This window comes from Vibrio harveyi, assembly GCF_030060435.1.
Lineage (GTDB): Bacteria > Pseudomonadota > Gammaproteobacteria > Enterobacterales > Vibrionaceae > Vibrio > Vibrio harveyi.
In genome coordinates this window covers 1,316,799-1,329,713 of sequence record NZ_CP125876.1, presented here as the reverse complement: position 1 = coordinate 1,329,713, position 12,915 = coordinate 1,316,799, and the positions used below count along the sequence as shown (strand labels likewise).

Annotated in this window: 11 protein-coding genes; 4 read left to right on the top strand and 7 right to left on the bottom strand. The window is 45.2% G+C overall.

The annotated features are described in order from the left end of the window. Positions 1-276 precede the first annotated feature (276 nt). From QMY49_RS22525 to QMY49_RS22510, 4 genes are all read right to left on the bottom strand, one after another. Complete coding sequence (locus QMY49_RS22525) at positions 277-1,812, bottom strand: NAD(P)H-hydrate dehydratase (RefSeq protein WP_222324593.1); 1,536 nt, start codon at positions 1,810-1,812, stop codon at positions 277-279. Positions 1,813-1,902: 90 nt separating this feature from the next. Next, positions 1,903-2,343 carry a PAS domain-containing protein gene (locus tag QMY49_RS22520; RefSeq protein WP_005452351.1) on the bottom strand — a complete coding sequence of 147 codons (441 nt, stop codon included), beginning with the start codon at positions 2,341-2,343 and terminating at the stop codon, positions 1,903-1,905. Beyond that, positions 2,343-3,347 (bottom strand): response regulator, encoded by a 1,005-nt coding sequence (locus QMY49_RS22515; RefSeq protein ID WP_009697299.1) that lies wholly within the window; start codon positions 3,345-3,347, stop codon positions 2,343-2,345. The genes QMY49_RS22520 and QMY49_RS22515 overlap by 1 nt, the downstream gene beginning before the upstream one ends. 361 nt (positions 3,348-3,708) lie before the next feature. Further along, positions 3,709-4,617: an aldo/keto reductase gene (locus QMY49_RS22510; protein WP_005452353.1), complete on the bottom strand. Its 909-nt coding sequence runs from the start codon at positions 4,615-4,617 to the stop codon at positions 3,709-3,711. A 96-nt stretch (positions 4,618-4,713) separates the two neighbouring features. On the opposite strand from QMY49_RS22510, the gene QMY49_RS22505 reads away from it, so the two are divergent. Continuing rightward, the gene (locus QMY49_RS22505) at positions 4,714-5,133 is read left to right on the top strand and encodes a helix-turn-helix domain-containing protein (protein WP_005452354.1); all 420 of its coding nucleotides are present in this window, start codon (positions 4,714-4,716) and stop codon (positions 5,131-5,133) included. An 11-nt stretch (positions 5,134-5,144) separates the two neighbouring features. Here QMY49_RS22505 and QMY49_RS22500 read toward each other — a convergent pair whose 3' ends face one another. Then, on the bottom strand, positions 5,145-5,705 hold the full coding sequence (locus QMY49_RS22500; protein ID WP_009697297.1) for a hypothetical protein: 561 nt from the start codon (positions 5,703-5,705) through the stop codon (positions 5,145-5,147). Positions 5,706-6,362: 657 nt separating this feature from the next. On the opposite strand from QMY49_RS22500, the gene clcA reads away from it, so the two are divergent. Together clcA and QMY49_RS22490 are read left to right on the top strand one after the other, a co-directional pair. Continuing rightward, on the top strand, positions 6,363-7,769 hold the full coding sequence (gene clcA / locus QMY49_RS22495; protein ID WP_009697296.1) for a H(+)/Cl(-) exchange transporter ClcA: 1,407 nt from the start codon (positions 6,363-6,365) through the stop codon (positions 7,767-7,769). A gap of 242 nt (positions 7,770-8,011) precedes the next feature. After that, positions 8,012-8,977, top strand: a complete 966-nt coding sequence (locus QMY49_RS22490) for a TDT family transporter (RefSeq protein ID WP_086028182.1) — start codon at positions 8,012-8,014, stop codon at positions 8,975-8,977. 49 nt (positions 8,978-9,026) lie between these two features. Here the strand turns inward: QMY49_RS22490 and QMY49_RS22485 are convergent, their stop codons facing one another. Continuing rightward, positions 9,027-10,268 carry an NRAMP family divalent metal transporter gene (locus QMY49_RS22485; RefSeq protein WP_283314464.1) on the bottom strand — a complete coding sequence of 414 codons (1,242 nt, stop codon included), beginning with the start codon at positions 10,266-10,268 and terminating at the stop codon, positions 9,027-9,029. Positions 10,269-10,543: 275 nt separating this feature from the next. Next, positions 10,544-11,197 (bottom strand): GTP cyclohydrolase I FolE, encoded by a 654-nt coding sequence (gene folE / locus QMY49_RS22480; RefSeq protein WP_005452362.1) that lies wholly within the window; start codon positions 11,195-11,197, stop codon positions 10,544-10,546. Between the two features lie 480 nt (positions 11,198-11,677). Here folE and moeA point away from each other — a divergent pair, with 480 nt between their 5' ends. Continuing rightward, positions 11,678-12,913 (top strand): molybdopterin molybdotransferase MoeA, encoded by a 1,236-nt coding sequence (gene moeA, locus QMY49_RS22475; protein WP_005452364.1) that lies wholly within the window; start codon positions 11,678-11,680, stop codon positions 12,911-12,913. Positions 12,914-12,915 lie beyond the last annotated feature (2 nt).

The window sequence follows — 12,915 nt, the reverse complement described above, 5'->3', positions numbered from 1 at the left end:
CTTGGAAATCGCATATCAAAAACACCTCCCCTCTTCCCAAAATCGCAACTTAATTAACAATATCAAACAGTTAAAACGCTCGATTATTTTATCCTTTGCGCAAACCTTTGCGTCATTTTCATCGTAGGTTACCGTTTAACTTCTCATAAACGCTCAAAATAACGCCAAACGAACCCAGTTAGTGCGATTCTTCAAAAAAATATTTCTTCAAATTTTTCATGCCCAACATCACTTTTTTGTCTCTTCTTGAAAGCGAATGAGCTAAAAAAGCTCTGTTCAGTTCTTTGGTGTGTTGATGGCACATCGAAGAGATTCGATAACGTCACTCGCCAACAAGCCAACTTCACCACTTTGCTGGACATTAATATCGGCTGCATGACTATGAAGTATCACGCCTAAACGAGCCGCCACAGCAATAGGAAGTCCTTTTGCAAGTAACGCAGCAATCACACCAGACAAGACGTCTCCCATTCCCCCACTCGCCATCCCAGGGTTACCCGCGAGACAAACATACATTCTGACACCGTCATAGATAAGAGTTCCCGCGCCTTTGAGTACAACAACTCCACCGTAGCGTTCATGAAGCTGCCTCGCCGCTGCAAAACGGTCCTGCTCTACCTCTTTTGTTGAAACAAGGAGCAAGCGTGCAGCTTCTCCGGGGTGCGGTGTCATAACGCGTTGCTCGTCTCGTAAAAACACGACATCATTTCTCTGATTGAGCATAGCAAGGATGTTTAGTCCGTCAGCGTCCACCACTTTGAGTTTGTTTTTCTGAGATAAGAATTGATATGCCTGATGTGCCCATTCATCTTGCCCAAAACCAGGACCAAAGACGAGAACATCAGCCCAACGACTACGCTTAACCAGCTCGTTATCGGTGTCTTTGAGCTCATCAAGTGTAATGCCTCGACTCATTATTTCTGGAGCTCCCACTTGTAACGGTAGTAGCGAGCTTGGATAGGTAATCGCTGCAGTTAAACCCGCCCCTGTTCTCGCTGCGGCAGAAGCACATAATCGAATCGCGCCTGCCATACCTTGATTACCTCCTACACAGAGGAGTTTCCCGTTATCGCCTTTATGGGCAGTGGCTTTCCTTTCCGGTAGCAGTCTACCGATAATCTGATGATCAATACCTAACGCGCTTTCTTCTTCAATCGACTCGAACTCGACGTTCACACCTAAGCCGGAAAAATGTAGGTCTCCAACGTAATCTCTTGCTTGCCCCGTGCACAAACCTTGCTTTACACCAATAAATGTCACGGTATGGTCTGCACGAATAGCCTCTCCCAAAACGGCGCCAGTATCAGCACTTAGACCCGATGGCACATCAATAGCGATTACAGGACAATGGACTTGATTGATTTGCTCTATATAGCGACGAGAGTCGGCTCTGACTTCTCCCATTAAACCTATCCCTAACATGCCATCGATAATCACATCAGCTTCTAACAATGCACTATGCCAATCATCCCAAGCACTGTTCTCTCCATCGCTAGCTTGCCAATCTTCGAACGCTCTCAGAGCATCACCTTTCAAGGTTAAAGGGTCACCCAACTGAAACACGCGTACATTCAGCTGTGCCTGCTTTGCTAGAGTGGCAAACACATAACCATCACCACCATTATTGCCTTTACCGCACACCACCAACACATTTCGTGCTCTGGGATAAAGATGAAGAAAACGCTCATACACAGCCATTCCAGCGCGTTGCATAAGGCTATACATTGATACCCCCGCCAATTGAGCTGCCATTACTTCTCCATTTCTGACTTGTTCAGCGGTGTAGAGCTTGAGAGCGAGATTAAAGTCCATATGATTATTCTGCGCATTTGAAGACACGATTTAAGTATACAAAAAAGCCGAGGCGAACCTCGGCTTTTAATATCGTTATTTAATCAACCTTTAGTTGTGTTGCTGAGACATCAACGCTTCAGCCGTCGCATCTTGAATAGACAAGAACAAGGAATTGATTTTTCCTGTAGGTGTACGCATTGGGTTCAGCGTTACGTTCTGGTACATAAACTCTGCTTGTTGTGTCACAGGACGCACGTTACGACAGCGGAACAAATACGGACGCTGACGCCAAGTAATAAAGCTTCGGCAGCCCAAATCATAAACTGGCTTGGTTTTTAGCTTGAACCACTCTTGTGGGATCTCTGGGAAAATATCAAAAATGGAGCGACCAATTGCCTCGTGAGATTGCAAGCCACTGTGATGGGTCATAAACCCATTCCATACTTGTACGTTGTAATCTTTATCGATCACAACCAAACCCATGTCGACATTCTGAACCATGTCGACCATCCAATGGAATTGTTCAAATTCTGCAGGTAGATTCAGCATTAGAAGTCCTCCATTAGGTATGACAATTTGTTGTCTAGCAAAGGCAGCGACTCGTCAACGAACATAAACAGAAGATCACAACGAATTGATGTACCTTCAATGTTGTAGCTCACTTCAAATGTCATGGTTCGACTAAATGCCCCCGTGGTTGATTCAATAATTGAATCGATGGAGATGTGCTGCCCGAGCAATACAGGAGAACTCTGGAAGAATCGCACCTCAGATTGCTCACCTAAACCATTCAAGAATGCGCCTACCAAGATATTAGAGATATCCATCAGCAGTTCGAGCTCTTCTAACTCTTCGCTGTCTGCTGGCACCTTCATTAGCTTCTTCAAGTCAGAGACACTTGAGTCACTTAGGATAACCAGTGCTTCGCCCGCAATGCCTTCTCCACAAAACCCCTGACAAACACCTGAGACGTTGTCATGAGATGCTAAATCTCTCAATGCCATATGAAGCTCACTGACTTCGAAGATATTTACGTTTGGAAGTGGAAGTTGAACAAAAACATCAAAGTGACGCGCCAACGCATCTGCCGCTCGACCAATCGACACGTTAGCCACTTCCATGTAAATATCACGACGACGCAGAATAGGCAGCTCAATCGTTGTAGGAGTGATGACCTGTGGACGATCATTAGGCTCAATCAGCTCTTTTAACGTCGCTTTAAGCTCGTCTTTACCAATTGGCTTTTGAATAAACGCTTTCGCACCGAGTGCAAATACACGCTCTTTTGCTTTGGGTTGAATATCACCAGACACAACCACAACTGGGGTTTGAATGCCTAAGCGTTTCATGTTTTCCAATGTTTCAAAACCATCCATCTCTGGCATGGTCAAATCAAGAAACATCAGTTTAAATTCTTTCTGCGCTAGTTCTTCTAGCGCGTTTTTACCATGAATGGCAAATGTCACGTCTGCATTTAATGTTGCCGGCAGTGATCTTGCCATCTGTTTGCGTGCTAACGCAGAGTCATCACAGATGAGTACAGGAAAAGACATTCTACCACCTTTATATATTCAACAATCTGCGCAGGAGTCTAACAGATTGTTGCAGCACAAAGTACGAGAAAACTGACGAGGAGTTTTTATTATTTCTTGTTTACCGAACTAGCATACGCAATATGAATAGATGAGTGAACCAGTGAACCAATAAAAAACGCAATTCCCTATACATTTAGTGATGTTGCGCAAGTGTGATTAAAACTTCGACAAAGCCTGATACGCAAAGGGTTGCTCTTAGCAATTAGAATGAAAAAGATAATCTAGAAGGCAAAAAGGCACCCAATATATCCTATAACCTCGAAATGCGTGGTTACTTGGATATCAAGAGTGCCTAAGAAGATAAAACTTTTCGGTCTTTCTATGGCACACCGTGACCTTTTGAAGCGACCCAAACTCGGTACCACTGCTCACGCGTCAATTCAATATTCAGTGCATTAACCGCCGAGTGAACTCGCTCAATTTTACCCGAACCAATAATAGGCATTGGCTTCGATGGTAAACGACGAACCCAAGCGTAAATCACTTCATCAATACTGTTCGCACCGACTTCTTCACGAATCATTTCTAACTCGTTGCGAACACGAACCGCTTGCTCCGTATCACCCGTAAAGATTGAACCACCACCTAGACACGACCATGCCATCGGGCGTACTCGTAAAGTTTGCATCTGGTCTAACGTACCATCGTGTGCAACTTCAAAGTTAAGGGGGTTGATTTCCACTTGGTTAGTCACAAGTGGCTTGCTTAAGCGCGATTGCAAAAGTTCAAATTGACGAGGTGTGAAGTTAGAAACACCAAAGTGCTTCACCTTACCGACTTTATGAAGCTCCGAAAACGCTTCTGCCACTTCATCTGCATCCATCAAAACGTCAGGACGATGAATCAAGAGCACGTCAATCTCATCAACATTTAAACGCTCAAGTGAGTTGTTGACGGATTGGTAGATATGCGCCGCGCTAGTATCATAATGATTGATCTTACGCTCAGGTGTTTTATCACCACACAAGTTAATGTCGCATTTGGTCACGATCTGGATTTGCTCACGAACACTTTTATCCAACGCCAATGCTTCACCAAACAGCGCTTCACATTCGTAGTTACCGTAGATGTCAGCATGGTCGACAGTCGTAATACCTAACTCAATATGTTGCTTTAGGAATGACAAACGTTCTTGCGCTGTCATGCCCCAATCTACTGCACGCCAATATCCTTGAACCAGCTCAGAAAACTCTGGACCGTTTGGTGCAGTCACTACTTTTGCAACCATGGGTTTCTCTCCTTTTCTTAATCTGCTTTCATCCTAGTCTTGTTTTACCGTTCGCTCAACGGGTAAACTTTCGCAATTCGAACTGGAGTACGAAATATGTCTTTTGCCCAACGACTCGCCACCCTTATAGGCGAAGAAAGCGTCAGCGGCTTCGCTCGACGCGTCGATGTATCTGAAGCTTTGATCAGGAAATATCTCAAAGGAAGTGAGCCAAGTTTAACCAAAGCGAACCAAATAGCGATGCGAGCAAACTGCTCACTAGAATGGCTAGCGACGGGTTGTGGTTACTTATATCGCCAAGCCGAAGTAGTGGATATGGAGGCTTACAAACTCGCCTATCAACATGTCATGAATGGTGTAATTTCTGGGGAAGAAGAAGCGCAGCACCGCAAATTGGTTGCGGGTTATCAGTATCTACGCGCGCATAAAAAGTCGGATGGATTTTTGGATGAATCTGCGATGGCGACATTTTTGGCTCTCCATCACGAAAATAAAACTGAGGCTTCAGACGTCTAAAGCATAACACTTTAGAAACGGATCACCTTTAGTTCAATCATCTCGCCATCGCTGTTTAACATGACGTTTAATCTTGGCGTTGGCGTGCCAAACTCTTGTGCTAACACCCAATCAATACTTCGTGGCGCTTGCTGTGGATAGCGATTAATAAAGACAATCAGATCTTTATCTACCTCTTCAGGCGTGGCGTGCCTCATCGCTTCAGAAATATCATATTGTTGCCCATCAATCTCCACCTTCTGCATCACCAGCCCATCTTTCCTCAAATTTAAAATCAGTTCGCTCAAACTCTGGGGTTGGTACTCGGTAAGAAAAGACAAATAGACCTCACGATCTTCTATTGTTGACTCTCCGTAGAGATGCTGATGGTAGTAGTGAAAATCATCCAAACAAAACGCTTCGGTACTATCTTGTGTCTCACATCGATACCAAGCTCCACCTGTCGTTATCGCTTGTTGGATTTGTTCAACAGGAGCACTCGATAATATCGCCTGCCACCATAGATCTTGAGCCGATGTAGTTTGAGAAAATAACCCGGAGAAAATGAGCAAACAAAGAGAAAAGCGCGACATGGTATTACTTGACGATTGAATTTGATGTTATCGAAAACGCTATCTTTGCCCCTATACCTAAGATAAGCAAGTACTCAGCTCGAATTTCAGACACAAAAAAGCGGACCTTCTAGCCCGCATCAATCTTTGTATAAAGCCTAAACCGCGTAATCCATCACGCCGAGAACCATTACGAGAAAACAGAATGCCATACCAAGCTGGAATTATCAACACTTCGTACGGTTATTTAAAATAAGTAAAGGGGAAGATTATAGGCATTAAAAAGGCGCACCTATGCGTGCGCCTCTGCCTCGTGACTCAATCGTGAGTATGCGAATCGGGAAGTCTATTGATGCATCCCGAACAAATAACGAGGAATTTCTGTAGGGTTTGAATCCATCCAAATTGTGTGTAAAACCTCACATCCCTCCTTCTGAAGCAGTCATGTTGCTTTACACTTAAAGCATGGTTCATTTTGCTCAGAAAACAAGTTTTACCGATAAAAAAATAGTGCCATATATGGGATCAATAGCACAAAGTTTATCAATATTTAGACAATCGACACTTGAACCGCTCAATAGTGGAAAGCTAAATTGCATCTTTATTGATTAGGTCTAGACTCTCCTGAGCGTATAATTTCTTCCGTCCCTTCCAATCTGTAGTCAGGAGAATCTGTTAATGACCAAACGCGAGAGAATTGTGAAATCTGTGTTAGCGCACGTACCTAAAGATGCGATTAACCAGTTTGTCTCTCGAGGGTCAACGCCAACTTCATTTTCCGTCCTCTTTATGGCGGCCATCGTTGGTACGCTAGCAGGTCTTGTCGGCACTTACTTTGAGATTGCTGTTCACTTTGTTTCTGAAACCCGTACTGAGTGGTTAAAAAGCGAAATCGGTAGCGTGCTGCCTTTGTGGCTGGCCGCAATCTTAATCAGTGGTGCATTAGCATTCATCGGTTACTACCTTGTGCACCGTTTCGCACCAGAAGCCTCTGGCTCCGGCATTCCTGAGATAGAAGGTGCAATGGACAATATTCGCCCGGTACGTTGGTGGCGTGTCATCCCGGTGAAGTTCTTTGGCGGCATGGGCGCACTTGGCTCAGGTATGGTTTTAGGTCGTGAAGGTCCAACTGTACAAATGGGTGGCGCGGTTGGTCGCATGGTTACCGATATCTTTCGTATTAAAGACGATGATACTCGCCACTCTCTATTAGCATCCGGTGCTGCCGGTGGTTTAGCCGCGGCGTTTAATGCACCGTTAGCAGGCATCATGTTTGTTGTTGAGGAAATGCGTCCTCAATTTCGCTACTCTTTAATTTCTATTCGAGCAGTGATCATTTCGGCGATCATGGCAAACATTGTGTTTCGCGCGATTAACGGTCAAGAAGCGGTAATCACCATGCCGCAATACCAATCACCGGAATTACAATCATTATGGTTGTTCTTGCTACTCGGTTCTTTGTTTGGCGTATTTGGTGTGATTTTCAATAAGCTGATCACCATCGCGCAAGACAGCTTTGTTGCCCTACATAAAAACGACCGTAAACGTTACTTGATCACAGGTACTATTTTGGGCGGTGTGTTTGGCTTGCTACTGCTTTATGTTCCTCAGCTAACCGGCGGCGGTATTGGCTTGATTCCAGACATTACCAACGGCAACTACTCAATTTCTATTTTAGTTATGCTGTTCGTTGGTCGTGTGATCACTACCCTACTTTGTTTTGGTTCTGGTGCACCTGGTGGTATCTTCGCTCCAATGCTGGCTTTGGGCACATTGTTTGGCTATGCATTTGGAGCAAGTGCAGACATGCTGTTACCTTCATTGACTATCGAACCAGGTGTCTTCGCAATTGCAGGCATGGGGGCTCTATTTGCCGCAACAGTACGTGCGCCAATCACAGGTATCTTACTGGTTATCGAGATGACCAATAACTACTACCTGATCCTACCACTTATTATTACCAGCTTAGGCGCAGTAATAGTGGCGCAATTACTTGGTGGACAACCAATTTACAGCCAGTTGTTACATCGTACGCTTAAGAATGACAAGCTACGTCAACAAGACCTGCCTGAAAACCAAGCTTAACCTAATATACCCAAGGGACTTCAACGTACTTGGGTATACCGGCTCCAAATTATCTTTCGCCATTAAGATTCTTTTGGAGCCAGTAATTCTACTTTTTTGCAAGTCTCTACATAAATCTCCTACCAAACTCACAAAATTCCCATTCTCTGGAATTTACCTATCATAATGAAAGGTAAGAAGACGTTAAACTTGTTAGTATTTGCGCCTCAAATTAGAGCAATTAACCCATTTCTGGAGTCGTTTTGAACTGGAAAAGACTTGTGCAGTTTTATAGTGTTCCACCGTCACAAGCGGCGTTAGCACTAGGCATGATAGGGCTTGGACAAGCTTGGGCTTTGTACATTCCACAGATTGGAGAACCAATAAGACCATTCCTTGCTGCACTCGGAGCTCTTCTTCTTACCCCGGTTCTACTTAAATACGCCACCAGCCCTCGACTGTTTATGGCGGACATCAAGCACCCACTGAGCGGTAGTTTAATGGCGCCAATGAGCATGGCGTTACTCATGCTGTGTGACTATCTTGCCGTGGTAACGCCAATCATTGCCTACCCGCTGTGGTTTATGGCGGTGTTACTGCACTTCACGATGATGGTGCTGTTCTTTGCTTTTCAGATCATTAACTTCAAGATGTCGAACATAGTGCCAAGCTGGTTTCTTTACCCTGTGGGCTTGATCAGCTCTTCTCTTGCTGGCTCTCAGTTTGGACACAATGTGTTTTCTGAAACTTTGGCGATGATGTGTATCGGCATTTACTTCTTCATGTTGCCTTTGGTGTTGTATCGCTTGGTATTCTTTGGCTCTCTGCCGCGTCGAGCACGACCAACACTCGCGATCATGGCTGCGCCTGTGAATCTTTCTCTGGCTGCGTACCTAGTCAACTTTGCGCAACCAGATCCGATCCTGACGGGCGCACTGGCAGGCATCGCCATTACGATGACCTTGTTAATTTATCTGTGTTATTTCCGTTTGATGCGTTTGAAATTTCAACCATCTATCGCAGCGGTCACCTTTCCTTCCGTGATCAGTGCGATTGCAATGCATCGTCTCACCACATTCTTCGCGGAATCTCACCCGCATTGGCATTGGTTACACGATTTTGGATTTCTAGAACTAAGCATCGCAACCGTGCTCGTGGTTTGGGTGTCTGCTGGTTATGTCAAAATGTACTGGCCAGAGCTTGTTAGGACACCATCGAAACAAACATAAAAAACGGCCTCATTGTGAGGCCGTTTTCTTTTGTCTTCAACGAGCAACGTTACCCGATGAACTTCGACACAAAATTGCTGATGTTGGTCATACTTGATGCCGCCATTACCACCACAATCGCAATACCCGTAAAGGTTAAATAGACCGGATGCTTGTAGTCACCCACAATATCTTTTCTGCGTGTCGCTACCAACATCATGCCTAGTACAATTGGCAAAATAATGCTGTTAACCAAACCTGCAAGCATAAGAAGTAGAATCGGCATGTTCATGGTCACTGTGCCAAGTGATGTGATAATGATAAAGCCAACGCACCACACTTTTTCGTTACGAGCCACGATTGGGAATAGAGTTTTGATCAGGGAGATGGCCATGTACGAGTTCCCCACAACCGAGGTAATCGACGCGACAAATAATACCAAGCCAAAAATGAAGTAACCCACTTCGCCAGCACCTTGACGGAAGGCATCAGCAGCCGGGTTTGCAGAATCCAACGTTGCGCCTGTCGCAATCACACCAAACACGGCTAAGAACAGCAGAATACGAATCACCACTGCAATAGAAATGCCCGCCCAAGCCGCGGTTTTAATCGCCGGAACCTTGTCTTTGCCTTGTAAGCCGATATCAACCAAGCGTTGTGCGCCCGTATAGTAACCACCGACGGCACCACCCACAATGGTCAGTGTTGGGAGCAGTAAGCTACCAATATCTGTCGGCATCACCGCTGCGTTCATGGTTTCACCCATTGGTGGCAAACTGGTCATTGCAACGTAAGCAATCAGAATGATCATAAACAGACCAAGATAGCGCGCCATCTGATCCATACGTTTAGATGCATTGTGCACCACAAACAGCAGGCATCCCACAATCCCGGTAAACAAAGCCCCCCAGGTAGTATCAACCCCTGTTAGCACATTGATGCCAAGTGCAGCTCCACTCACGTTGCCAAAGTTGAACGCTACCGCACCAAGAGCAAGGAGAATACCCACCACGTAGCCCATGCCCGGAGCTACTTTATTGGCAATGTCTTGAATACGCATGCCAGATACACCCACAATGCGCCATAAGTTCATCACGATACCGAAAGTAATGAACATGGATGCAAAGACTGGAAACGCCATGTCGATTTTGTAGATATTGGTGAAGACTGCTGTCTGAGTTAAAAAGCCAGGACCAACAGAGGTAGTCGCCATTAGGAATGCGACACTAAGAATAGCTTTCTTTTGCCAGCTATTTTCCGAGGCTTGTGCAGAAGTCGGAATAGAAGAGTGAACGGTAGTTTGTGTGGTCATGCCAAGTCTCAATATTGTTGCCTTTCTATTATTAGAAAAAAGAAAGACAACTGACCGAGATCAGCTGAACTTGAAGAATCAGATAAGCAAATCAAATAAGAGAGAAAACCCTCGCAACCGTTTGCTGGGCGCGGATATTAAGGGCAACTCAAATAACTGTCAACACGAAGTTCGATAAATGATTTTTGTCGTCTCAAATCCATCTTATCTATGACTTTCAGATAGATAAAAAAAAGGATGGCATTTACCATCCTCTTAGAAACTTGCTTGATTACTTAGCGTAAACCGTGGAGAAACTCGGCACGTGTCGCTGGGTTGCTTTTGAAAATACCACCCAATGCTGTTGTCGTCGTTTCGCTGGTTGCATCCATAACACCACGAGATTTCACGCAGTAGTGCGTTGCATCAATAGTCACCGCCACATCATCTGAACCTAGCAACGTTTGAAGTGCTACAAGAATTTGCTGTGTCATACGCTCTTGAACTTGAGGGCGCTGTGCAAAGAAGCGGACAATACGGTTGATCTTAGACAGACCAATGATTTTGCCACGTGGGATGTAAGCAACGGCAGCTTTGCCATCGATCGTAACAAGGTGGTGCTCACAAGTACTGGTCACTGTGATGTCTTTCACGCGAACCATCTCACTTACATTCATCTTGTTTTCAATCACAGTGATTTTCGGGAAATTGGCGTAATCCAGACCGGAGAAGATTTCGTCCACGTACATCTTAGCGATACGATGCGGCGTTTCCTCTAGACTATCGTCAGTTAGGTCAAGTTGAAGCAAACTTAAGATCTCACGCATGTGGTGTTCGATCTTCTCTTTCTTCTCTTCACGGCTTACGTTGTTTGGGCACATTGGCGTTTCCAAACCACGTTGCTCTAGCGCTTCTTTTACTAACTTCGCTGACTCGCTAAGACCTGACATTCCACTTCCTCTTTTGTTACTTCAGCCGATTGTACAAATCCAACCAAAATTGCATTCATACTTTTCGCTTTGAGTTGCTCAGTTCGTGTCTTTACACCAAGTCACATCAAATGAAGGTACTGAGCTGATTTTCTTGAGCTCCGCAGGTTTTTTACCCCTTTCGGATGGCTGACAAGGATACTCGGATTTTTGAATAATTACACCCATATTTTATAGGTGGACATTCTTAGGGTCTGTTGATCTTTCGAGCTGATTTTTGCAGCGAATTGTTGGGCATTTATACTAGGCAGAGACTTTGATGTGTAGTTAGTCTTCATGAGAAGTCGATAACGAAGTAGAAATGACCAACAAACGCTGCCCAAAGGGTTCGTCTAGGCGCCCCATCCGAACAAAATTTAACCATGAAAGATTAACAGACCCTACTCAGTCCCCTTTTTATGGTAAAGTTGCCACAAAACAAAAGAACACAGGATTTTCTCAATGGGCTGCTGCGACGCACCTGGCTTGATGCCAATTGAAGAAGCGATGGATAAAATGCTATCGCGAATCAAACCTATCCAAACCACTCTTTCTCTTCCACTTGCTGATGCTCTTGGCTTTGTACTGGCAGAAGACATCTTGTCTCCTATCCATGTGCCACCATTCGATAACTCAGCAATGGACGGTTACGCAATTCGCATTCAAGATCTTGAGTCGTCTTCGGTACTGCCTTTGGCGGGCAAATCATTCGCAGGGCAACCTTTTGAAGGTGAATGGCCTCAAGGTACCTGTGTTCGCATTATGACTGGCGCAAAAATCCCTGAGGGTTGTGACGCCGTTATCATGCAAGAGAACACCGAAGTAACGGATGCAGGTGTTCAGTTCAACCAAACGGACGTGAAGCCACAAAACAACATCCGCCCAACAGGTGACGACATCAAGCAAGGCGACATTGTACTTGCGCAAGGTGCTCGTTTAACGCCGCGTGATATTCCAATGATTGCGTCTCTTGGCGTCAGCCATGTGACCGTCGTTCGTAAACCAAAAGTGGCGTTTTTCTCTACTGGTGATGAGCTAAAACCACTGGGTGAATCACTAGAAGAAGGTCAAATCTACGACAGCAACCGTTACGGCATCAAACCGTTGATTGAAAACTTTGGTTGTGAAGCCGTCGATTTAGGCATCATCCCCGACTGCCCAGAAACACTCAAAGCGACCTTTGAAAAAGCACAAACGTTGGCTGATGTCGTTGTTACCTCTGGTGGCGTCAGCGTTGGCGAAGCGGATTACACAAAAGACATTCTTGAAGAACTTGGTGAGATCGGTTTCTGGAAGCTGGCAATCAAGCCAGGTAAGCCTTTCGCCTTTGGTAAGCTAAGTACTGCTTGGTTCTGTGGTCTGCCGGGCAACCCTGTTTCTGCGGTGCTAACCATGTACGTGCTTGTTCAACCGATGTTGGCAAAACTCGCAGGACATACAGAGTGGAAGGCTCCGGAGTCTATTCCAGCGACAACCAAAACAGCATTTAAGAAAGCACCGGGGCGTACCGATTACCAACGTGGCATCTATACCTTAGAAGATGGCAAGTTTGTGGTTGAAACAACAGGTAACCAAAGCTCTGGTGCATTCCGATCAATGAGCCTAGCGAACTGTTTTGTTGTATTGGAGCGTGAGCGCGGCCGCGTCGAAGTAGGCGAAACGGTTCAGATTCAACTATTCAACTCAACCCTTTACTAGGA